Annotated in this window: 19 protein-coding genes and 2 tRNA genes; 8 read left to right on the forward strand and 13 right to left on the reverse strand. The window is 71.1% G+C overall.

Features of this window, described 5'->3' with window-relative positions; translation table 11 throughout:
* Positions 1-8: 8 nt before the first annotated feature.
* The 6 genes from OG206_RS11195 to OG206_RS11220 all read right to left on the reverse strand — a co-directional run bounded on the left by OG206_RS11195 (position 9) and on the right by OG206_RS11220 (position 5,554).
* Entirely contained in the window at positions 9-1,259 is a 1,251-nt protein-coding gene (locus OG206_RS11195) for an HD-GYP domain-containing protein (protein WP_442805833.1), read from the reverse strand.
* Positions 1,256-2,644: an HD-GYP domain-containing protein gene (locus OG206_RS11200; RefSeq protein ID WP_327114867.1), complete on the reverse strand. Its 1,389-nt coding sequence runs from the start codon at positions 2,642-2,644 to the stop codon at positions 1,256-1,258. The genes OG206_RS11195 and OG206_RS11200 overlap by 4 nt, the downstream gene beginning before the upstream one ends.
* Positions 2,645-2,787: 143 nt before the next feature.
* Positions 2,788-3,108: a mycothiol system anti-sigma-R factor gene (gene rsrA / locus OG206_RS11205; protein WP_327114869.1), complete on the reverse strand. Its 321-nt coding sequence runs from the start codon at positions 3,106-3,108 to the stop codon at positions 2,788-2,790.
* Positions 3,105-3,761, reverse strand: coding sequence for a sigma-70 family RNA polymerase sigma factor (locus tag OG206_RS11210; RefSeq protein WP_030123667.1), 657 nt, complete (start codon positions 3,759-3,761; stop codon positions 3,105-3,107). Before OG206_RS11210 ends, rsrA begins: the two co-directional genes overlap by 4 nt.
* Before the next feature lie 297 nt (positions 3,762-4,058).
* A complete protein-coding gene (locus OG206_RS11215; RefSeq protein WP_327114873.1) occupies positions 4,059-4,721 on the reverse strand; it encodes an alpha/beta hydrolase family protein in 663 nt (220 codons plus the stop codon).
* A 17-nt stretch (positions 4,722-4,738) separates the two neighbouring features.
* Complete coding sequence (locus tag OG206_RS11220) at positions 4,739-5,554, reverse strand: SOS response-associated peptidase (protein WP_327114875.1); 816 nt, start codon at positions 5,552-5,554, stop codon at positions 4,739-4,741.
* A gap of 73 nt (positions 5,555-5,627) precedes the next feature.
* On the opposite strand from OG206_RS11220, the gene OG206_RS11225 reads away from it, so the two are divergent.
* The 4 genes from OG206_RS11225 to OG206_RS11240 all read left to right on the forward strand — a co-directional run bounded on the left by OG206_RS11225 (position 5,628) and on the right by OG206_RS11240 (position 9,299).
* A complete protein-coding gene (locus OG206_RS11225) occupies positions 5,628-6,341 on the forward strand; it encodes a M50 family metallopeptidase (RefSeq protein ID WP_327114877.1) in 714 nt (237 codons plus the stop codon).
* A gap of 116 nt (positions 6,342-6,457) precedes the next feature.
* Positions 6,458-7,837 carry a 3-phosphoshikimate 1-carboxyvinyltransferase gene (aroA, locus tag OG206_RS11230; protein WP_327114879.1) on the forward strand — a complete coding sequence of 460 codons (1,380 nt, stop codon included), beginning with the start codon at positions 6,458-6,460 and terminating at the stop codon, positions 7,835-7,837.
* A 4-nt stretch (positions 7,838-7,841) separates the two neighbouring features.
* Positions 7,842-8,858 carry a ribosome small subunit-dependent GTPase A gene (rsgA, locus tag OG206_RS11235; RefSeq protein ID WP_327114881.1) on the forward strand — a complete coding sequence of 339 codons (1,017 nt, stop codon included), beginning with the start codon at positions 7,842-7,844 and terminating at the stop codon, positions 8,856-8,858.
* A gap of 117 nt (positions 8,859-8,975) precedes the next feature.
* Positions 8,976-9,299 (forward strand): DMT family transporter, encoded by a 324-nt coding sequence (locus tag OG206_RS11240; RefSeq protein ID WP_327114883.1) that lies wholly within the window; start codon positions 8,976-8,978, stop codon positions 9,297-9,299.
* Here OG206_RS11240 and OG206_RS11245 read toward each other — a convergent pair.
* Positions 9,191-9,859, reverse strand: coding sequence for a TetR/AcrR family transcriptional regulator (locus OG206_RS11245; protein ID WP_327114885.1), 669 nt, complete (start codon positions 9,857-9,859; stop codon positions 9,191-9,193). The genes OG206_RS11240 and OG206_RS11245 overlap by 109 nt on opposite strands.
* A 136-nt stretch (positions 9,860-9,995) precedes the next feature.
* Between OG206_RS11245 and hisN the strand changes: the two genes are divergently transcribed.
* Both hisN and OG206_RS11255 read left to right on the forward strand, forming a co-directional pair.
* Positions 9,996-10,796 carry a histidinol-phosphatase gene (hisN, locus tag OG206_RS11250; RefSeq protein ID WP_327114887.1) on the forward strand — a complete coding sequence of 267 codons (801 nt, stop codon included), beginning with the start codon at positions 9,996-9,998 and terminating at the stop codon, positions 10,794-10,796.
* A 195-nt stretch (positions 10,797-10,991) separates the two neighbouring features.
* A complete protein-coding gene (locus OG206_RS11255; RefSeq protein WP_327122238.1) occupies positions 10,992-11,393 on the forward strand; it encodes a CBS domain-containing protein in 402 nt (133 codons plus the stop codon).
* An 86-nt stretch (positions 11,394-11,479) separates the two neighbouring features.
* Here the strand turns inward: OG206_RS11255 and OG206_RS11260 are convergent, their stop codons facing one another.
* Complete coding sequence (locus tag OG206_RS11260) at positions 11,480-12,943, reverse strand: catalase (RefSeq protein ID WP_327114889.1); 1,464 nt, start codon at positions 12,941-12,943, stop codon at positions 11,480-11,482.
* A 145-nt stretch (positions 12,944-13,088) separates the two neighbouring features.
* On the opposite strand from OG206_RS11260, the gene OG206_RS11265 reads away from it, so the two are divergent.
* The gene (locus OG206_RS11265; RefSeq protein WP_327114891.1) at positions 13,089-13,508 is read left to right on the forward strand and encodes a Fur family transcriptional regulator; all 420 of its coding nucleotides are present in this window, start codon (positions 13,089-13,091) and stop codon (positions 13,506-13,508) included.
* Positions 13,509-13,700: 192 nt separating this feature from the next.
* On the opposite strand, the gene OG206_RS11270 is transcribed toward OG206_RS11265, so the two are convergent.
* The 4 genes from OG206_RS11270 to OG206_RS11285 form a co-directional block, all read right to left on the reverse strand.
* Positions 13,701-13,774: transfer RNA gene (locus OG206_RS11270), tRNA-Met, on the reverse strand.
* 95 nt (positions 13,775-13,869) lie between these two features.
* Positions 13,870-15,915 carry a tetratricopeptide repeat protein gene (locus OG206_RS11275; RefSeq protein WP_327114893.1) on the reverse strand — a complete coding sequence of 682 codons (2,046 nt, stop codon included), beginning with the start codon at positions 15,913-15,915 and terminating at the stop codon, positions 13,870-13,872.
* A 212-nt stretch (positions 15,916-16,127) separates the two neighbouring features.
* Positions 16,128-16,201: transfer RNA gene (locus tag OG206_RS11280), tRNA-Met, on the reverse strand.
* Positions 16,202-16,243: 42 nt separating this feature from the next.
* A complete protein-coding gene (locus OG206_RS11285; RefSeq protein ID WP_327122239.1) occupies positions 16,244-19,171 on the reverse strand; it encodes a UPF0182 family membrane protein in 2,928 nt (975 codons plus the stop codon).
* 136 nt (positions 19,172-19,307) lie between these two features.
* On the opposite strand from OG206_RS11285, the gene OG206_RS11290 reads away from it, so the two are divergent.
* Positions 19,308-19,868 carry a PPA1309 family protein gene (locus tag OG206_RS11290; RefSeq protein WP_327114895.1) on the forward strand — a complete coding sequence of 187 codons (561 nt, stop codon included), beginning with the start codon at positions 19,308-19,310 and terminating at the stop codon, positions 19,866-19,868.
* 68 nt (positions 19,869-19,936) lie between these two features.
* Here the strand turns inward: OG206_RS11290 and OG206_RS11295 are convergent, their stop codons facing one another.
* Positions 19,937-21,046, reverse strand: coding sequence for a YlbL family protein (locus OG206_RS11295; RefSeq protein ID WP_327114897.1), 1,110 nt, complete (start codon positions 21,044-21,046; stop codon positions 19,937-19,939).
* Positions 21,047-21,177: the final 131 nt, after the last annotated feature.

Consider the following 21,177-nt stretch of genomic DNA (forward strand, 5'->3'; position numbering starts at 1 on the left):
CCCATGGGTTACCCGGTCCGCACCGGCACGGGACCGCCCCGCGCCAGGACCCTGGCCAGCGCTTCCACCACCTGTGGCTGGTAGTCACGGCCGGTGCCGAGCCTGAGCTGCTCCAGCGCCCGCAGGGACCCCTTGCCGCCTTCCCCGCACAGGTCGTCGTACGCGTTGACCGTACGGACGATTCTGGCGGCAGTCTGTTGTTCCCGGTACGGATCCGCCTGCCGCTCCACCACCACGGCCACCGCGGGGTCCACCCCGGTCTGCCGCACGACGGCCCCGCCCAGCAGGGCGATGCGGCGCTGCTCCTCCGGCGGGAGGGCGGCGGTGGCCCCGTGCGGCACCGGATCGACGAGCGAGAGCTGACCGATGTCGTGCATGAGCGCCGCGTATTCCAGGACGGTCAGTTCGGGGCCGCCGAGCCCGAGCTCCCGCCCCACGGCCGACGAGAGGTCGGCCACCCTGCGGGCGTGGCCGTGCGGGGTGTAGCCGGCGATCTCCGTGGACCGGGCCAGCGACGCGATCGTCTGCCGGTAGGTCGTGCGGACGGCGGCGTAGCGGCGGAACGACACCTGGGTGAGCAGCAGCGGCACGCACAGGACGGGCAGCGCCCACAGTCCCGCGGCGGCGACCCCGAGGGCCATGACCGCACCGGTCGCGCACACCGCCGGCCCGATGCCGCTGAGCGCGCGGAGCTCGTCGCGCAGCCGCGGCCCGTACGGACGGTCGGTGCCCGCCGCGAGCGCCGCGAGGACGGCGTCGCACAGGGCGGTGAGCACCAGCAGCAGGAGCAGGAGGACGGCGACGTACGGCCCCTCGCCGAGCCAGCGCTCGCTCAGGCCCGAGTGGTGCAGCGGCTGGAAGCACACGGCGGCGAAGGCGGCCGCCAGGACGCGGCGGGCCGCCTGGTCGGGCCCGGGGCCGCTGCCCCGGGCCAGGTGGGGCACGGAGGCGAGGAGCTGGGCCGCGACGACGACGGTGACCACCTGGAGGGCGTCGTGCGTCGTCGCCTGCCCGGCGCTCCGGCCGAGCAGGGCGTAGGCGAGCGCGCCGGCGGCCCCCAGGGGCGCGGGCTCGCGCTCACCGGGCAGGGCGCCCCAGCGGGCCAGTTCACCCACGGTGATCAGCAGGCCGAAGGCGAGGGCGAGGCCGGGCTGGGCGACGCCGTTCCACACGGTGTGGGCGAGTGCGGCGGCGGCGAGGGTGGAGGCGGCGGCGCGAACCACGAGGGCGGCGCTCTGGGTCCCGCGTGCGGAGGTCACAGGGGCCGCCCCGGCCGGTCGGGTGCTCCGGCGGCCGGCGGCCGCTCCCCGGGGCGCTGCTGCCGCGGCAGACCCGCCGGCTCCTCCTCCGACGTGACCGTGTTCGCCGCCGCGGACCAGCCGTGGCGGTCGAGCGCGCGTGCCAGGGCGCACACCATCAGGGGGTCGAACTGGCTCCCGGCACAGCGCCTGAGCTCCTCGACGGCGGCGGGGACCGGCCGTCCGCGCCGGTAGGAGCGGGTCGAGGTCATCGCGTCGAAGGCGTCCGCGACGGCGACGACCCGGGCGAACTCCGGGATCTCGTCGCCGGAGAGGCCGTACGGATACCCACTGCCGTCCAGCCGCTCGTGGTGGTGCAGGATCGCGGCGCGCGCCTCGTCCAGGAAGCCGATGCCCCGGACGATCTCGTGGCCGTACTCGGGATGCAGTTCGATGATCCCGCGTTCCTCGGGGGTCAGCGGTCCGTCCTTGCGCAGGACCCGGGTCGGGACGCCGAGCTTGCCGATGTCGTGCAGGATGCCGGCGAAGCGCAGCGCCTCCATCCGGCTCTCCTCCATGCCGAGTTCACGCGCGATCAGCTCGGAGGCGCGGCCCACGCGCTCGCTGTGCCCGCGGGTGTAGCCGTCCTTGATGTCGACGGCCTGGACGAGCGCCCTGATGGTCGCGCGGTGCGCGGCGTGCCGGCGGTGGTACTGCGCGAACACCCAGCAGGAGATGTACATCGGCAGCAGGACGAACAGCGCGGAGACCGGCCCGTACGGGCTGCGCCACAGGACGGCCATCATCAGCCCGGCGAGGGCGTGCACCAGATGGGGGCCCACGGAGCGGGCCGCGAGCCCCCGCCACGCGTGTCCGACCGCCATCCGCTCGGCCGTGACGAGGATGCCGCCGTCCAGCGCGGCCGGCACGAGGCTGAAGACGAGCGCCGCGGCGCAGGCCGGGAGCAGGGCGTACGGAAGGTCCGGCAGGGTTCCTCCGGCCGTACCGCCGAGGGTGGCGGGCCCGCCCAGGAACGCGTAGGTCCACGACGCGGCGCCCACGGTGAGGGCGAGCTGCGCGGCCCGCCAGACACGGCGCGCGGCGAACGGCGGCCGGTCGACCCGGCACGCCAGGGAGCCGGGTACGGCGACGAGGACCGCTGCCGAGGGCGGCAGCAGGAACGCGGCGGCGATCAGCAGGGGGAGGAAGGATCCGGCGTCCACCGGCAGCCGGCTGCCGAGGACGGGGACCCGGCCCACGAGTGCGCAGGCGAGGTGGAGCGCGGCGAGGAGCGCGAGTGTGCCCCAGGGTGTCGCGGCGCCCGACAGTGCGGGCACGGCGCAGAGGGCGGCGCAGACGGCCACGCACAGGATGTGGACGCGCGCCGCCCCCGGTGTGCCCCTCACTCGTATCGCCCGCCCCCAGCCTGGTCAAAATGAGGGCGCCAGGCTAGCGAGTTGGGCTGCACGGAGGGATCGAACGGGCCGGATTAGCACATTCGGGTGACACGGCCGGGGAAACGGCGCTCAGTGCGCGGGGACGGAAACCGTCACTCCGCAGCGGCGGCCGGACGGTCGGCGCCGCCCACGGCCACGTCCTGCTCGGGGACGGCCTGTCCGGAACGGATCAGGTCGATCCGCCCCATCACCTTCGAGCGCAGGTCGGCAGGCACGTCGTCCTGCCCGCAGCAGCGCTTGACCAGCTTCTTCACGGCCTGCTCCAGGCCGTACTTCTCGAGGCACGGGGAGCACTCCTCGAAATGCACCTCGAACTTGTTGCAGTCGCCCTCGGGCATCTCATGGTCGAGAAACTCGTAGAGATGATCGAGAACCTCTGAGCAATCCGTCTCGTGCGGCTCTCCGCAGCTCATGAGGCCGAGCCTTTCGTTTCGTCCGACTCACCGGCACCGGCCGGGACGAGTCCGCGCTCACGCGCGTAGTCCTCCAGCATGCCGCGCAGCTGACGGCGCCCCCGGTGCAGCCGGGACATGACCGTACCGATGGGTGTCCCCATGATGTCCGCGATCTCCTTGTACGCAAAGCCCTCTACGTCCGCGAGATACACAGCGATCCGGAATTCCTCGGGAATCGACTGCAGCGCCGACTTCACGTCCGAGTCCGGCAGGTGGTCGAGCGCCTGGGACTCCGCCGAGCGCAGACCGGTCGACATGTGCGACTCCGCACGTGCCAGCTGCCAGTCCTCGATCTCCTCGGCGGCGCTCCGCTGGGGTTCGCGCTGCTTCTTGCGGTACGAGTTGATGAAGGTATTCGTGAGGATGCGGTACATCCACGCCTTGAGGTTCGTGCCCTCACGGAACTGGTGGAAGGAGCCGTACGCCTTCGCGTAGGTCTCCTGGACCAGGTCCTCGGCATCCGCCGGGTTGCGCGTCATGCGCAGCGCCGCGGAGTACATCTGGTCGAGATATCCGAGGGCGTCCCGCTCGAAGCGCGCGTTGCGCTCGGCAGTCGTCTCCTGCGCACGGCCGTCGTCGGTCCCTGTGTCGGTCCCAGTGACCGGACCCACCTCCTCCAACGATGTGGTGGGGCCGAAAGCGGACCCACTCCCGTCGGAGAATAGTCGACCTTGCTGCTGCGCGGGCTGTCGCTCCGCTGTGCCCGGCGCGTGCCCGGGCGCGCCCTTGGCCGCGTGAAGCACCGTCCACTCGAGTTCGGCGGCGCTCGAGCGGCTCGGGCAGATGGTGGAACCCATGCGACGGACTCCCTCTCCACGTACGACGTTGTTGTACCGACACCAGCCACAACAGCCGCCCCGCATGCCGCATTCCCGGGCTTCGCACCGGCGGTCCGGGTGTGAGGAGGACTACGCCGGCCGGGGCAGTCCGTCCAGCCACCCGGCCACCGCGCCGGCGAGCAGGTCCAGCGCCTGATCCTGGGTCAGCGGGGCCTTCTTCGGGACGGCGAAGCCGTGGTCCGCGTACGGCACCTCCACGAGCCCGTGGTCCCCGGCCGGGAACTCCTCCGGACGCCCGAACGGGTCACGGCCTCCCTGGACCACCAGGACGGGCACTCCGGCCTCCAGCAGTTCGTCCCGGCGGGACTTCTCGGGCTTCCCCGGCGGGTGGAGCGGGAAACTCAGCGCGAGCACGGCGTGGGCGCCCAGTGCGGCAGCCGTCCGGCAGGCGACCCGGGCCCCCGCGCTGCGCCCGCCCGCGACGACGGGCAGCCCGGACGCGGCCAGCGCGGGCCACAGCCCGCTCCACGCGGTGTCCAGGGTCCTGGGGGCCGGTGCGAGCTTCTTCCCGGCCACCCGCCACGGCTGCTCGACCAGGGCCACGGTCGCGCCGCGCCCCGGCAGTACGGCGGCCAGGGCCTGCAGGTCACGGGCCTCGATACCGCCCCCGGCGCCGTGGCCGACGGCGAGCACGAGGCGCGCGTCCTTCGCCGGCAGCCACGTGATCCTGGCCTCCCCGGCGTCCGTGGCGACGGTCTCTGTCCTCTTCGGTGTCCCTGCGGTACGGCTCACGGGGCCATCCTGCCGGGTCAGAAGAGCGTGCTCACCTCGGGCGCGGCCAGCTCCTCCAGGAGTTCCGGCCCGTTGTTGCGGACGTTGCTGACGGTGGTGGCCACCGGGTAGGCGCGCATCAGACCGCCGGGCGGCGGCGCGAGCAGCGCCTTCAGTTCCTCGACGTCGGTCCGCGACGGGTCGAGCCAGTCGTCCCAGCGGTCGGGCGTGAGCATCAGCGGCATCCGGGGGTGGATGTCGGAGAGCGAGCCGGGCCCCTCCGCGGGGGCCACGGCGAGCGGCGTCGTCTCCGCCTCGGTGGTGATCACCGAACAGGTCACCCACCAGGCCTGCGGGTGGTCGTCGGGAAGGGTCCGGTCCCGCCAGAACTCGTACAGGCCGGCCATGGCGAAGACGGAGCCGTCGGCGGGCGTCACGAAGTACGGCTGCTTACGGGGCCGCTTCCTCTTCCCCTTCTCCTCCAGCTGCCGCTCGTCGGCGCCGGTGACCCACTCGTAGTAGCCGTCCGCGGGCAGGATGCAGCGCCTCGACACGAAGGGGCGGCGGAATGACGGCTTCTCGTGGACGGTCTCCGCGCGCGCGTTGATCATGCGTGCGCCGCCCTCCGGTGTCTTCGACCAGGACGGCACGAGCCCCCACTTCAGGGTGCGCAGCTGGCGAACCGGCCGCTGGTCGTCCGCGTCCTTCACAGGACGGTCCAGAATCGCGTAGACCTCCTTGGTCGGCGCGACGTTCCAGTCGGGCTCCAGGGTCTCGGTCGGTTCCCACTTCTCGACACCGAAGAGCCCGGTCAGATCCTCTGGCCGCCGACTCGCTGCATACCGTCCGCACATAAGTGCCAGACTGCCACGACCCGCCGGTCGAGCGGACGTGAATCCCTCGAGCATGGAAGGAGCCGCCCGCGCCATGGACAGCACCGATCTGGGTGAGCTGTGGGACCGCGTCTTCGGAACCCAGGCCGCCCCCGCGCAGTGGCTGGTGGTCGTGACGGCCACCGCGGCGCTCGTCGCCGTCGTGCCGAACCTCATATGGCGGCTCTCCCGCAACGCGATCACCATCGCGCACGAAGGGGGTCACGGGCTGGTGGCCCTGCTCACCGGACGCCAGCTCTCCGGTATCCGGCTGCACTCGGACACCAGCGGGCTGACCGTCAGCCGGGGCAAGCCCACCGGCATCGGCATGATCCTCACCGCGGCGGCCGGCTACACGGCGCCCCCGTTGCTCGGGCTGGGCGGGGCCTGGCTGCTGGCAGACGGCCGGATCACCCTGCTCCTGTGGCTGGCGACGGCGCTCCTGGCGGTCATGCTGGTCATGATCCGCAACCTGTACGGGGCACTGACGGTCATCCTCACGGGCACGACCTTCCTGCTCGTGTCGTGGCTGACCTCGGCAGAGGTCCAGGCGGCGTTCGCGTACACCGTGGTCTGGTTCCTGCTGCTCGGCGGCGTACGCCCGGCGTTCGAGCTGCAGTCCAAGCGGCGCTACGGCGGTGCGCCCGATTCCGACGCCGACCAGCTCGCACGGCTGACGCACGCCCCGGCGGCGATGTGGCTGTTCCTCTTCCACGTGGTCTCACTCAGCTCGATGATCGGCGGCGGGCGCTGGCTGCTCGGGCTGTGAAGGCCGGTGGGCGGGGCGCGGGTGGGCACCGGCCCTGTATCACCCTTGTATTACGCCCCGGTTTCTGCCCTTTTGATCAGGATCTGGGTTTGCGGTGAGCCACTAAAGTGAGGGGCATGACCGAAAGTGCCGTGCACCCTGCCCTCTGGCCCGCCCCCCGTGCGACCGGGGCCGTCGACGCGACCGTCACCGTGCCCGGATCGAAGTCGGTCACCAACCGCGCTCTCGTGCTCGCCTCACTGTCCTCCGAGCCCGGCTGGCTGCGCCGCCCGCTGCGGTCCCGCGACACCCTGCTGATGGCGCAGGCCCTGCGCGCGATGGGGGTCGGCATCGAGGAAGGCGTTGGCCCCGACGGCTCCGGCGAGGCCTGGCGGGTCATCCCGGCCGGTCTGCACGGCCCGGCCCGGGTGGACGTCGGCAACGCGGGTACGGTCATGCGCTTCCTGCCGCCGGTGGCCTGTCTCGCCGACGGTCCCGTCCACTTCGACGGCGACCCCCGATCCTACGAGCGCCCCCTGCACGGTGTGATCGACGCGTTGAAGGCGCTGGGCGCCCGGATCGACGACGACGGCCGGGGCACCCTCCCGCTCACCGTGCACGGAGCGGGTGCTCTGGACGGCGGGCCGGTGGCGATCGACGCCTCCTCCTCGTCCCAGTTCGTCTCCGCGCTGCTGCTGTCCGCGCCCCGCTTCAACCAGGGGGTGGAGGTCCGCCACACCGGCTCCGCGCTGCCCTCCATGCCGCACATCCGGATGACGGTCGACATGCTGCGCTCGGTGGGCGCCCAGGTCGACGAGCCCGAGTCGGGGGGCGAGCCGAACGTCTGGCGGGTCTCCCCCTCCGCGCTGCTGGGCCGCGATCTGACCGTGGAGCCCGACCTTTCGAACGCCCAGCCCTTCCTCGCGGCGGCGCTGGTGACCGGTGGCCGCGTCACCGTCCCCGACTGGCCGCTGCGGACCACCCAGCCGGGTGACGCGCTGCGCGAGATCTTCACCGCAATGGGTGGCTCGTGCGAGCTGACCGAGCGGGGCCTCACCTTCACGGGCTCGGGCACCGTCCACGGGATCGACGTCGACCTGAGCGAGGTCGGTGAGCTGACGCCCGGCATCGCGGCCCTCGCCGCGCTCGCGGACTCCCCGTCCACGCTGAGCGGCGTCGCCCACCTGCGGCTGCACGAGACGGACCGGCTGGCCGCGCTGACCAAGGAGATCAACGGCCTCGGCGGCGACGTCACGGAGACCGCCGACGGTCTGCACATCCGGCCCCGGCCACTGCGGGGCGGGGTGTTCCACACGTACGACGACCACCGGATGGCGACGGCGGGCGCGATCATCGGCCTCGCCGTGGCCGGGGTGGAGATCGAGAACGTCGGCACGACCGCGAAGACCCTGCCGGACTTCCCGGAGATGTGGACCGGCATGCTCGGCGAGCCGTCCGGCGCGGTCGGCGTCGCCCCCGGGGCACTCGGCGCCTCCCGCGGAAGCAGCGGGGTCTGAGGACGTGCGCCGTTACGGGAAGAACCCCGACGAGGACGACATCCGTTTCCGTCCCAACCCCAAGGGCAACCGGCCCCGGACGCACACCCGCCCCAAGCACGAGGACGCCCAGGAGGGCATGGTCCTCACCGTCGACCGGGGCCGGCTGACCTGCCTGGTCGACGACCGCACGGTGATGGCCATGAAGGCCCGGGAGCTGGGCCGGAAGGCCGCCGTGGTGGGCGACCGCGTCTCCCTCGTCGGCGACCTGTCCGGCGACAAGGACACCCTGGCCCGCATCGTGCGGATCGGCGCCCGCACCTCGGTGCTCCGCCGCACGGCCGACGACGACGACCCCTTCGAGCGAGTGGTCGTGGCCAACGCCGACCAGCTGGCCATCGTGACGGCACTCGCCGACCCCGAGCCGCGGCCCCGCATGATCGACCGCTGTCTGGTGGCCGCCTACGACGGCGGGCTCAGCCCGCTCCTCGTCCTGACGAAGTCCGACCTGGCCTCGGCGGACAAGCTCCTGGAGGCGTACACCCCGCTGGGCGTGCCGTACATCGTGACCAGCCGCGAGGAGCTGGAGAGCGGCGATGCCGCAGAGCGGGTGCGCGAGCTGCTGCACGACCGGGTGACGGCCTTCGTCGGGCACTCGGGCGTCGGCAAGACGACCCTGGTCAACGCCCTGGTCCCGAAGGACAGGCGCCGCACGACGGGCGTGGTCAACGCGGTCACGGGCCGCGGCCGTCACACCACCACGTCGGCGCTCGCCCTGCCGCTGCCGGACGACCGCGGCTGGGTGGTCGACACCCCGGGCGTGCGGTCCTTCGGTCTCCACCACGTCGACCCCTCCCGTGTGATCAACGCGTTCCCCGACCTCCAGCCCGGCACCGAGAACTGCCCGCGTGGCTGCACGCACGACGGTCAGGAGCCGGAGTGCGCCCTGGACGCCTGGGTCGCGGACGGACACGCCGACCCCGCGCGCCTCGACTCGCTGCGCAGGCTCCTCTCGACCCGGGAACGGCGCGAGGGCGACTGAGGCACCGCGGGTCGGCTCACGCAGTCCGACTCGCGCACGTTTGCGAGGTCCGGCGGCTGGTAAGGGCATAATCGCGTCGAGCGTGACGAGGCGTCACCTACGTGGGAGGCACGGACGATGGCGTGGTTGCTGGTCGTGGTCGCCGGACTGCTCGAGACCGGCTTCGCCGTGTGCCTCAAGCTCTCGCACGGATTCACCCGGCTCTGGCCGACGATCGCGTTCTGCGCGTTCGCGCTGGGCAGCTTCGGTCTGCTCACGCTGGCACTGAAGAAGCTCGACGTCGGCCCCGCGTACGCCGTGTGGACCGGTATCGGGGCGGCGGGCACGGCGATCTACGGCATGGTCTTCCTCGACGACGTGGTCTCCACGCTGAAGCTGGTGTCGATCTCCCTGGTGATCGTCGGGGTCATCGGGCTGCAGCTCTCGGGGTCCTCGGCCTGAGCCTCCGGGGCGTCTCCCACCCGGCCGGCCACGGGATCCGCCGGCACCAGCGCGTACGAGACGGCGAGCCTGAGCGCGATCTCGCAGGCCAGCTCCAGTTTCGCCCGGTCGTACGCTGCCGGGTCCTCCCGCAGGGCCACGACCGCCCGGTCCCGTACGAGCGTGAGCAGTTCGACGGGTGTGGGCAGCGCCCGACCCGCGCGGAGCCCGGCCGCGGGAGCCACCGGCTGGGGTAAGCGCTCCCCCCAGACACCGGTGAGCAACGCTTTGACCAGTACGTTCGCGCCGGCCGCCCGGACCGTCCAGCGGGCTAGCTCGGCGGGCCCGCCCCCCTGTCTCCGGTCGGCGCCGAGCGTCCGGTCGACGCCCGCCAGGTAGCCGTCGGCCGCGCGCCTGATGAGGGCGCGGGCCAGGCCGTCCTTGCTGCCGAACTCGTTGTAGAGCGTCTGCCGGGACACCCCGGCCCGGGCCGCCACGTCGACCATGCGCACCGACGTCCAGGACTGCCCGGAGAGCGCCGAGTGCGCGGCGTCCAGAAGGGCTTCACGCGCTGTCGGCATCGTCGCCTCCCACGCCGGGACCTGCGCTTCAGAGTTGACGCGGCCGGGGCCCCTGTCAAGGGTCCGCGCGCGGAACAGCCCGGCGCGCGCACGGGTCCGTGTAGCCCGGGCGGGTGGCTGTGGATACTGTGACGGCATGCCCGATTACCACGATGATCTGCGCCTTGCCCATGTCCTGGCGGACGCCGCCGACGCGGCGACGATGGACCGGTTCAAGGCTCTGGACCTCAAGGTCGAGACGAAGCCGGACATGACCCCGGTCAGCGAGGCGGACAAACACGCCGAGGAGCTCATCCGAGGTCATCTGCACCGGGCACGGCCCCGCGACGCGATCCTGGGCGAGGAGTACGGGGTCGAGGGCACCGGTCCGCGGCGCTGGGTCGTCGATCCGATCGACGGCACGAAGAACTACGTGCGGGGCGTCCCCGTCTGGGCGACGCTGATCTCCTTGATGGAGGCGGGTGAGCACGGTTTCCAGCCCGTGGTAGGCGTGGTCTCGGCTCCCGCGCTCAACCGGCGCTGGTGGGCGGCGAAGGGCGCCGGCGCCTTCTCCGGCCGCAGCCTGACCTCCGCGACGCGGCTGCGCGTGTCGGAGGTCGAGCGGATCGCGGACTCCTCGTTCGCGTACGCCTCGATGACGGGCTGGGAGGAGCAGGGCCGGCTCGACGGGTTCATGGACCTGACGCGGGCCTGCTGGCGTACGCGCGGTTACGGGGACTTCTGGCCGTACATGATGGTCGCCGAGGGCTCGGTGGACATCTGCGCGGAGCCGGAACTCTCCTTGTGGGACATGGCGGCGAACGCGATCATCGTCCAGGAGGCCGGCGGGCGCTTCACGAGCCTGGACGGGGTCTCCGGTCCCGGCGGCGGCAACGCGGCCGCGTCGAACGGGCTGCTGCACGAGGAACTTCTCGGCTATCTGAACCAGCGCTACTGACCCCGCGCCGCGATCGTGCCGGGGTCTCGTGCTCCCCGGCATCGCCGGCCCGTCCGAACAACCGTCCCGGCGCACACACCCCCTTGTTCAGTGCTGCGCGGGGTGCGACTCTGAGAGTCCCCCCATTTGTGAACTTGTGAATCGGCTCACGAAGGCCGCTCCCGGGTTCGCATGACGAAGGAGGTGGCTCGTTCCATGCTCGTCCGCGACGCCATGAGCACACTGGTCCTCACCATCGGCCCGGCCCACACCCTCCGCCAGGCGGCTCGGCTGATGTCGGCCCGCCGGATCGGAGCAGCCGTCGTCCACGATCCCGACACCTGCGGCCTCGGGATCATCACCGAACGCGACATCCTCAACGCCGTGGGCGCCGGACAGGATCCCGACGTGGAGACCGCCTCGACCCACACCACCACCGACGTGGTCTTCGCCTCCCCCACGTGGACCCTCGAAGAGGCCGCGGAAGCCATGACGCACGGGGGCTTCCGGCATCTGATCGTGCTGGACGGGGACGGCCCCATCGGCATCGTCTCGGTACGCGACATCATCCGGTGCTGGACCCCTGCCAGGAGGCGGCCCGCCGAGCTGGCGGTCTGACCGGGCGAGGGCCGGGCACGGCGGCGGGCCGGACCCCTGAAACGTCCAGGGAGATCCGGCCCGCCACCGTCGGCAACGCGTCCGTACTAGCCGCGCAGGGCCTGGACCGCGGCCTCCAGTCGCTTGCCGAAGTCTCCGTCCGCCTGACGGAAGTTGTTGATCGCGCGGTCGGCGATGTCGTCGCGCGAGACCTTGGCGATGAACCCGGCGAGGTTGTCGATCAGCCGGGCCTTCTCGTCGTCCGAGTACAGCCGGTACAGGTTGCCCGCCTGCACGAAGTCGTTGTCCTCGGAGTGGACCGGCGCCTCGTGGTTGCCCGAGCCGCCGGTGACGGGCACGGGCTGCCAGAGCGGCCGGTCGGTCTGGTTCGGGCCGCCGAAGCTGTTCGGCTCGTAGTTCTTCGCACCCTTGTGGCGGCCGTCGTAGAGGTGGCCGTCCCGGCTGTTGGTGCGCGCCTCGGTGGCGTGGGGACGGTTCACCGGCAGGTGGTCGGCGTTGATGCCGACGCGGTAGCGGTGGGCGTCGCCGTACGCGAAGAGGCGGCCCTGGAGCATCTTGTCCGGGGACGGACCGATGCCGGGCACGAAGTGCGCCGGGCTGAAGATCGACTGCTCGACCTCGGCGAAGACGTTCTCCGGGTTGCGGTTGAGCTCCAGCCTGCCGATCTCGATCGGCGGGTAGTCCTCGTGCGGCCACACCTTGGTGAGGTCGAAGGGGTTGAAGCGGTAGTCCGCGGCCTCGGCCGCGGGCATGATCTGGACCTGCACGGTCCAGCTCGGGAAGTCGCCCCGCTCGATGGACTCGCGGAGATCACGCTGGTGGCTGTCCGGGTCGACGCCGGAGAGGCGGACGGCCTCCTCGGTGGTGAGGTTCTTGATGCCCTGGTCGGTCTTGAAGTGGTACTTGACCCAGAAGACCTCGCCGGCCTCGTTGTTCCACTGGAAGGTGTGCGAGCCGTAACCGTTCATGTGACGGTAGGAGGCCGGGATGCCGCGGTCGCCGAACAGCCAGGTCACCTGGTGCGTGGACTCGGGCGAGAGGCCCCAGAAGTCCCAGACGTTGTCCGCCTCCTGCGAGCCGGTGTACGGGTCGCGCTTCTGGGTGTGGATGAAGTCGGGGAACTTGATGGCGTCCTTGATGAAGAACACCGGGGTGTTGTTGCCGACGAGGTCGTAATTGCCCTCTTCGGTGTAGAACTTCAGCGCCCAGCCACGGGGGTCCCGCGCCGCGTCGGCGGAGCCGAGGTTGCCCGCCACCGTGGAGAAGCGGAGGAAGGTCTCGGTCTGCTTCCCGACCTCCGAGAGGAACTTCGCCCGGGTCCACTGCGATACGTCACGGGTCAGCGTGAACGTGCCGTAGGCGCCGGCGCCACGTGCGTGGACGACGCGCTCCGGAATGCGCTCCCGGTTGAAGTGCGCGAGCTTCTCCAGGAGCGCCTGGTCCTGGACGAGGACCGGTCCCCCCGGGCCGGCGGTCTCGCTGTTCTGGTTGTCGGCCACCGGTGCCCCGGCCTCCGTGGTGAGCGGTCCCTGCGTCACGCGCGCCTCCATGAGTCTTTCCTGCGCACTGTCGTGTCCGCGCAGCCTGTCCTGCCCAATACCGAGAACGATCCTACAATGGACTTTGTCCAAGTCAATCAGCCATCTAAAGTCAAACCCACTCAGGACAGAGCCGTCCCGCTGCTAGGCTGGCCCCATGAGTGACCTCCTGGAACGACTTCGTGGACGCGGCTGGCGAATGACGGCTCAGCGGCGCGTCGTGGCCGAGGTCCTCGAGGGGGACCACGTGCACCTGACAGCGGACGAGGTTCACGCGAGGGCCGTCACCCTGCTTCCGGAGATCTCCCGCGCCACCGTGTACAACACGCTGGGCGAGATGGTCTCCCTCGGCGAGGTCATCGAGGTCTCCACCGACCGCCGGGCCAAGCGGTACGACCCGAACGCCCACCGCCCCCACCAGCACCTGGTGTGCGGACGCTGCGGCGCTATCCGCGACGTGCACCCGTCCGGCAACCCGATGGCGGACCTGCCGGCCGAAGAACGTTTCGGCTTCACGGTCTCGGACGTCGAAGTGACCTACCGCGGCGTCTGCCCGAACTGCGCCACCACCGTCTGACGCGCCACCAGGGCCGCCCGCGCGCGGGCCTGTCCGGCTTCCGCGTACCGGTCTCGGCGCGAACCCCGCGAACCCTTCGGAGCGGACACGTTCACCCAGCCCTCGCGCGGCACGGCGGTCGCCTGAAGTCTTTGCACGGGCGCATACGACAGAGGCCCGGATCCTTGGAAGGATCCGGGCCTCTGTCTTCAGTAGCGGGGACAGGATTTGAACCTGCGACCTCTGGGTTATGAGCCCAGCGAGCTACCGAGCTGCTCCACCCCGCGTCGTTGTGAGTGCAACAGTACGGCACCCCCACCGGGCGGAGCAAATTCATTCGCCGGCCACCCGTGAGCAGCCCGGAGACGCCCGCAACGCGCCGTCACGCGGTGAGCTCCTGGTGCAGCGCCTCAAGCAGCCGGGCGGCCCGCTCGGCCACCTCGGCAGGTCCCAGCTCGACCGCTCGGGCACACCAGCGCTGCCCCTCGGTGAGCTCACCCCGGCGTGCGGCGAGCAGCGCGAGGCGCAGGGCGGCCCGGCCGTGCCCGTCGTTCGCTGCGCGGCTCCACCACAGGGCGGCTTCACGCTCACTGCCCTCACGGGCGAGCAGCAGGCCGAGGTTGAAGGCACCGTTGCGGCTGCCCGACTCTGCGGCCTCGCGGTACCAGCGCGCGGCGCTCTCCATGTCCCCGCGTGCGGCCGCGAGCATCCCGGCCCGCACCTGGGCGCGGCGGTGCCCCTGCTCGGCCGCCCTCTCGTACCACTCCTCGCACTCGGTCTTCTCCGGCATCGGCTCCCCCAGCGCGGGAGGCCCCGGCGCGGGCTGGCGAAGGTCGAGCACTCCGGCCAGCCGGAAGGCGGCCTCGGCACTGCCACCGCCGGCAGCGCAGCGCAGATGACGCTCGGCCTCCTGCTCCTCGCCGTCCCGCAGCAGGGCCATGCCCACCTGCAGCGCGGCGTCGGTGTGCCCGGCCGCCGCCGCCCGCTGGTACCAGCCGAAGGCCGTACGGTCCTCGTCGCGGCCCGCGTGCAGGATGCCGAGGTTGAACGCGGCGTCCACGCTGCCCGCTTCGGCCGCCTTGGAGAACCACGGCTCCGCCCCGCTCGCGTCCCCGGCCTGGAGCAACAGCACGGCCAGTGCGTTGGCCGCCTCCCGGTGACCGGCGTAGGCGGCACGGCGGTACCACTGTTCCGCCTGCGGGATCCGGTCCTGGGCGGCGCAGAGCAGTCCGAGGTTGTAGGCGCCGTTGACGTCCCCCGCGTCCATGGCGGCCCGGTACCAGCGCTCGGCCGTCTGCTGCTCGCCTCGTGCGGCGTGCAGCGCGCCCAGCGCGTTGGCGGCGTTGCCGTCGCCGTCCTGGGCCGCACGCAGCCACCACACGGCCGCGCTCTCCTCGTCACCCGCGTCGCGCAGCAGGAAGCCCAGGGCGCACGCCGCCCGGGGCTCGCCCTGCTTGGCGGCGGTGAGATACCAGCGGCCGGCCTCCTTCAGCTCCCCTCGCTGTTCGAGGATGGCTCCGAGATGGAGGGCCGCCCGGCGGTGTCCCCGCGCGGCGGCCTGCCGGTACCACTGCTCGGCCTCACCGACCCGGCCGGCGTCGGGGCCCGCGACGGGGCTGTCCCGCTTCACCGGCGGGCCCGTCACCGGCCGCTCCGGCGGCACTCCCCCGCCCAGGACGCGCCCCGGACCGAGGGTGTCGTACACGTCGCCGACCGCGTTGCGCTCGACCGCCCGCGCCAGGCGGTACGCGGCCTCGCGGTGGCCCTGCTCCGCGGCGGCGCGCAGCCAGCGCTCGGCGCCCACGTCGCCCCGGTGCTCCAGCAGGTCGGCGAGGGCGTACGCGCCCAGCGCGTGACCCTGCTCGGCGGACTGGCGCAGCCAGTACTCGGCTCCGGGCTCGTCACCGCGCTCACGGAAGTGGCGCCCGAGTGCGTGCGCGGCGGCGGCGGAGCCCGCCACGGCGGCGATGCGCCACCAGCCCGCCGCCTCGTCCGGGTAGCCACGCTGATGGAGGAGGACACCCAGGTTGTTGGCCGCGGCCCGGTCGCCTTCGGCCGTGGCCGCGCGCAGGTAGGTCTCGGCGCCGTCCAGGTCGCCGCGGCGCAGCAGGAGGGCACCGAGCACGCTCATCGACCCGGCGTCGCCGGCCTCGGCGGCACGCCGGTGCCGCGCCTCGGTCTCGTCGGAGTGGTCCGCGGTGTCCGCGGTGTCGGTGCTCCCGGCCGCGCCCGCGCTCTCGGTGCCGGGTGCGGCGGCACTCGGCTCGTCGAGGTCCACGACGATGGCGGCGGCCTCGCGGGCACCCGCGGAGGGCTCGGCCACGGCAGCGGCGAATGCCGCATCTGCCACGTTTTCCGCCGTCCGGCCGCGTCGCTGCACAAACCGCCCTGTCTCCAACAGAGTTGCCCTGTCCCCCATAAATACCATCGTCGCACCACCTGTAACCCGCGTACACCTGGTATATCGCGGCCAGTGAGGTCACTTCAGCGTTTTGTCGACATGCCCACAGAGAGACAAGTGAAACACGTTCGCACCCAACTCGTGCTCAGCGAACCGCACTTCAGTCGCACAACTTGGAGGAGGGCCCACGGCATGACGAAGGCCCGGATCCAAAAAGGATCCGGGCCTTCGTCATTCAGTAGCGGGGACAGGATTTGAACCTGCGACCTCTGGGTTATGAGCCCAGCGAGCTACCGAGCTGCTCCACCCCGCGTCGTTGTGTTCAAACCGTACCACGCCGCGGGGTGGTGCTTTCTCAGCTGCCCTGGTCAGCACCCTCGCCGCCGGAGCCGTCCGACGAGTCCACGCCGTCGGCGCCGCCCTTGGGCTGGGCCGCCGCCGCCTTCCTGAGCGCGTCCTGGAGTTCCGCCTGCGCCTTGCCGTACGCGGTCCAGTCCTGCTTCTGCAGGGCCTCCTCGCCGGCCGTGTAGGCCTTCTGGGCGTCCGCGATGGCCTTCTTCAGCGCCGCGTCCCCGGTGGCCGGGGGCTCCGTGGTGTCGCCCGGTGGCTCGGTCGGCTGCGTCGGCGGGTTCGTCGTATCGGGACCCTGGACCCCGAAGACCGCGTTGAGCGCCTCCCCGAGACTGTTCTCGAAGACGATCTTCGACCCGTACGAGGCGGCAACCTTGCGCAGCAGCGGGTAGTTCTGCGTGCCACCGCGCGTGTACACCGGCTCGATGTAGAGGAAGCCCCCGTCCAGCGGCACGGTGAGCAGGTTGCCGTACTCGATGTCCGAGTCGGTGCCCTTGAGGTTCCTCACGAACTCGGCGACGTCGTCGTTGCCGTTGAGCTCACTCTGGACCTGACCCGGGCCCTTCACCGTGGTGGTGACTCTCAACAGTCTTATCGTGCCGTAGTCGTCACTGGCCGCGTCCGCGTCCACCGCCATGAACGCCCCCAGGTCGGGACGCCCCTTCGGTGTGAAGGTCGTGGTCAGGGAGAACTTCTGCGTGTCCTGACCCGGCATCCTCATGCTCAGGTAATACGGCGGAACGGCCCCCGGCTCCTTGTTGGTGGGGTCGTCCGGCACCTGCCAGGCGTCGCTTCCGCTGTAGAACTGCGCGGGGTTCTGGACGTGGTAGCGCGTGAGCAGCTCCCGCTGGACCTTGAACAGGTCCTGCGGGTACCGCAGGTGGTCCATCAGGTCCTTCGGGATGTCCGCCCGCGACTTCACGGTCCCCGGGAATGCCTTGCGCCACGTCTTGAGCACCGGGTCCTCGGTGTCCCACTCGTAGAGCTTCACCTTGCCGTCGTACGCGTCGACGGTGGCCTTCACCGAGTTGCGGATGTAGTTGACCTGGTTCTGCTGGGCGACGACCGCACGCTGGTTGGTGGTCAGCGAGTCGGCCGTGGTGTCGCCGAGCGTCGTACGCGAGGCGTACGGATAGCCGTTGGTCGTGGTGTAGGCGTCGACGACCCACTGGATCCGGCCGCCGACGACCGCCGGGTAGGCGTCGCCGTCGATCGTCAGCCAGGGCGCCACCGCTTCGACGCGTTCCTTGGGAGTGCGGTTGTACAGGATCCGCGAACCGTCGCCGATGGCTCCCGAATACAGTATCTGCGGCTCGCTGAAGGAGACCGCGTAGGCGGCGCGGTTGAAGGCGCTGGAGAGACTGACCCCGCTGTCGCCCTTGTAGCTGGTGGTCTTCTCGCCGTCCTCCTCGTAGTCGAGCTCCTTCTGGGGCCCTCCGACGATGGAGTACTGCTCGGTCTTCTCGCCGTAGTAGATCTGCTGCTCGTACTTCGGCAGTTCACCGGTGGTCGGGAGGCCCGACTCGGTGAAGTCCGGTGAGCCAGTCGGGTTCGTGCCCGTCGTGGTGCCCCGCGCCGCGATGGCGCCGTAGCCGTGGGTGTACGTGAAGTGGTCGTTGATCCAGTTCCGCTTGGGGAGACCTTCGAGGTTCAGCTCACGCAGGCCGATGACGGTGTCCTGCTCCTTGCCGTCCTCACCCTTGTACCGGTCGACGTCCAGCGTCTTGGGGAACTGGTAGTAGTTCCTCTTCTGCTGGAGCTGCTGGAAGGCCGGGGAGACGACGTTGGGGTCCATCACCCGGTAACTGGCGGCAGCGTCGGCGTCGGCCCGGAGCTTGGCCCCGTCCGTCGTCGTGCTCTTGCCTGAGTAGTCGTCCACCTTCGCGTCGTCGATGTCGTAGGCATCACGTGTCGCGTCGATGTTCTTACGGATGAACGGCGCTTCCTTGGCCTGCTCGTTCGGCTGGACCTGGAACTTCTGCACGATCGCCGGGTAGAGCCCGCCGATCAGGATCGCGGAGAGCACCATCAGGCCGAAGCCGATCACCGGCAGCTGCCAGGTGCGCCGCCAGAGCGTCGCGAAGAACAGCACGGCGCAGATCACGGCGATGCAGAACAGGATGGTCTTCGCCGGCAGGTAGGCGTTGGCGTCGACGTATCGCAGGCCCGTCCAGTTGTCCGTGGCCTTGAAGTCGCTGGACTTCACCGCCAGGCCGTACCTGTCGAGCCAGTAGGCCACGGCCTTCAGTGACACGAAGATGCCGAGCAGCACGGAGAGATGGCCGGTGGCCGCCCCCGTGGCGCGCGCGCCGGGGCTGGTGACCCGCAGTCCGCCGTACAGGTAGTGGGTGAGCGCCGCCGCGATCAGCGACAGCACGACGGCCGCGAAGCCGAACCCGAGGAGGAAGCGGTACCACGGCAGGTCGAAGGCGTAGAAGGACACGTCCAGCTTGAACTGGGGGTCCTTCTGCCCGAACGGCACGCCGTTCACATACATCAGCCAGGTACGCCACTGTCCCGAGGCCGAGGCCCCGGCGATCAGGCCGACGAGCGCGGTGACGGCGAGCAGGACCCATTTCTTGTACGGGGCGACGCTCATCCGGTAGCGGTCGAGGCTCTGCTGCTCCATCGACATCGCGCTCAGCGGCGGCCGGAGCCGGTGCGCGAGCCAGATGTTCACTCCGAGGGCCACAGCCATCAGCAGTCCGAAGACGAGGAACAGTCCGATCTTGGTCCACAGAGTGGTGGTGAAGACGGACGAATACTCGACCGACCTGTACCAGAGCCAGTCCGTCCAGAACCCAGCGAACATGACGAAGGCCATGGCGAGAACCGCCAGGACCCCCAGAGTCATGAGCAGGGTACGGACGCGCCGGGACGGGCGGCCGACTCTGATCCGTGGCCCGGTCGGGCCTCCGCCGCGGTCCGGCATCTGGAAAGCCAACGTGCGCACCTCGAAGTTCGCGGTCGTAAGAAGCGGGCCCCGCGATCGTAGAGCCCACCTATGCAACTTACTGAGGCTTTACCTAGTTCCCGTTCCCGGGGCGGAAGGAGGCAGGATATTGACCATGCCCAACGTTTCCCCCTCAGGCCCCCCGATGGCCGCGAGTCCTCTCACCGTCGCCGTCCTCGAGATCGACGCCTATGCCGCGACCCTCGGCTGGGACCAGCCCGCCCGGCTGTTCGCCCTGGTCGACACCGCGCGGCTGCGCGCCCAGGAGCCGGGCCTCGCCGCCCAGCTCGGCCTCGACGACACCGCTGCGGTGCCCGCCACCCTCACCCCCGTCGAGCAGGAGGAGCTGCCCGATGGCACAGCGCTGGACGAATTCCTCGCCACGATCGCCTGGCCCGACGCCGTGGTCGGCTGCGCCATGACCGTGGAGCGGCTGATGCTGCCGCCGTCCGCGGAGGCCTCCGTACCGGAGGGCCTCGGCGACGCCGATCTCACCAAGTGGGTCGCCGGCCACCCCGACCGGCAGGAGGTGCGGATGACCGTGGCCGTGCTGCGCGACGGAGCCCGCGACTCCGCGGTCAGGCTGCGCGAGAAGGACTCCGCGACCGAGGTCCTCACCGGCGCCGGTCTGGTCCCCGGACTGGCCGACGCGCTCGCGGCCACGTTCGAGTCCTGACGTCCCCAGCGGGGGACGGCCTCGGAGCCTGTCGGGTGACCTCTGATCAGAGGTCACCCGACAGGCTCTCAGCCTGCCGAGCAGCTCGGCAGGCCGGCCGTGTCCCCCGCGCTGATCTTCTCCAGCGACTTCTTGGCGTCGTCGAGGGTCTTCACCCGCACCAGGGTGAGTCCGCTCGGGGTGTCGGAGGCCGCGGCCGAGCAGTTGTCGTCCGGCGTCAGGAAGTACCGCGCGCCGGCGTCGCGCGCGCCGACCAGCTTGAGGGTGATCCCGCCGATCGGTCCGACCTTGCCGCTGTCGTCGATCGTGCCCGTGCCGGCGATGAACTTGCCGCCCGTCAGCTTGCCCGGTGTGAGCTTGTCGATGATGCCCAGCGAGAACATCAGCCCTGCGCTCGGACCACCGACGTCGGCCAGCTTGATGTCGACATCGAACGGGAAGGTGTGGTCGGTCCCCGCCTGGATGCCGACGATCGCCCGGTCCTCGCCCGAGGGGTCCGCCGGGTCCGCCGGCGCCTTGCGGGTGGTGAGGGTCACGTCGTGGGAGCCCTTGGGCTCCTTACCCGCCTTCTCCGCCGCTGCCGCCGCCTTGACGGGGACGACCGTGAAGACGACGTCCTGGCCGGGCCGGTGCTTCGTGACCAGCTTCGCGACGTCCTCGGGCTTCTCCACCGCCGTACCGTCCACGGCCTTGATCACGTCGCCCGCGTGCAGCACGCCTTCCGCGGCACTGTCCTTGACCACCGTCGAGACGACCACACGGGAGGTGACGGGGATCTTCAGCTCCTCCAGCGCGGCGACCTTGGCGCTCTCCTGGGACTGGCTGAACTCCTCGGCGTTCTCCTGGGTCGACTGCTCCTCGGTCTTGCCGTCCGGATAGAGCGTGTCGTGCGGCACGACCACGCTGTCGTGGGCCAGCCACCCGTAGACGGCCTCGACGATGTTCATGTCGTAGTCCGCGCCGGTGACGCGGACGGTCGTCATGTTGAGGTTCCCGGACGTCGGGTAGGTCTTGTGGCCGGTGATGTGCAGCACCGGCTCGCCACGGGCGTCACCGAGCGTGTTCACGGTCGGCCCGGGAGACATCTCCGAGTACGGCACGGGAATCAGCACGCCTGCGCAGAGCAGCGCGATCAGGATGAGAGTCGAAGCGAGCATCGTCGCGGTGCGGCGTGGCATGGAACGACAGTACGGGAAGGGCCTGTCAGTGCACCGTCGGGGCCGGTCCGTACGGGGCCCGTCGACGTGGGGGGGGGCAGGCGGAGCGGAAACCCTGAGGGTCCACTCGCGGCGCTCACTCGCCCGGAGGG

This window comes from Streptomyces sp. NBC_01341, assembly GCF_035946055.1.
GTDB lineage: Bacteria > Actinomycetota > Actinomycetes > Streptomycetales > Streptomycetaceae > Streptomyces.

Bases quoted from the DNA above. Each gene is read 5' to 3' on its own strand.
- OG206_RS11245 (WP_327114885.1), bottom strand. From the start codon at position 9,859: ATGCCGACAGCGCGTGAAGCCCTTCTGGACGCCGCGCACTCGGCGCTC.
- OG206_RS11295 (WP_327114897.1), bottom strand. From the start codon at position 21,046: ATGCCACGCCGCACCGCGACGATGCTCGCTTCGACTCTCATCCTGATC.
- rsrA (WP_327114869.1), bottom strand. From the start codon at position 3,108: ATGAGCTGCGGAGAGCCGCACGAGACGGATTGCTCAGAGGTTCTCGAT.
- OG206_RS11220 (WP_327114875.1), bottom strand. From the start codon at position 5,554: ATGTGCGGACGGTATGCAGCGAGTCGGCGGCCAGAGGATCTGACCGGG.
- hisN (WP_327114887.1), top strand. From the start codon at position 9,996: ATGCCCGATTACCACGATGATCTGCGCCTTGCCCATGTCCTGGCGGAC.
- OG206_RS11225 (WP_327114877.1), top strand. From the start codon at position 5,628: ATGGACAGCACCGATCTGGGTGAGCTGTGGGACCGCGTCTTCGGAACC.
- OG206_RS11265 (WP_327114891.1), top strand. From the start codon at position 13,089: ATGAGTGACCTCCTGGAACGACTTCGTGGACGCGGCTGGCGAATGACG.
- OG206_RS11290 (WP_327114895.1), top strand. From the start codon at position 19,308: ATGCCCAACGTTTCCCCCTCAGGCCCCCCGATGGCCGCGAGTCCTCTC.
- OG206_RS11255 (WP_327122238.1), top strand. From the start codon at position 10,992: ATGCTCGTCCGCGACGCCATGAGCACACTGGTCCTCACCATCGGCCCG.
- OG206_RS11275 (WP_327114893.1), bottom strand. From the start codon at position 15,915: ATGGTATTTATGGGGGACAGGGCAACTCTGTTGGAGACAGGGCGGTTT.
- OG206_RS11260 (WP_327114889.1), bottom strand. From the start codon at position 12,943: ATGGAGGCGCGCGTGACGCAGGGACCGCTCACCACGGAGGCCGGGGCA.
- aroA (WP_327114879.1), top strand. From the start codon at position 6,458: ATGACCGAAAGTGCCGTGCACCCTGCCCTCTGGCCCGCCCCCCGTGCG.
- OG206_RS11240 (WP_327114883.1), top strand. From the start codon at position 8,976: ATGGCGTGGTTGCTGGTCGTGGTCGCCGGACTGCTCGAGACCGGCTTC.
- OG206_RS11285 (WP_327122239.1), bottom strand. From the start codon at position 19,171: ATGCCGGACCGCGGCGGAGGCCCGACCGGGCCACGGATCAGAGTCGGC.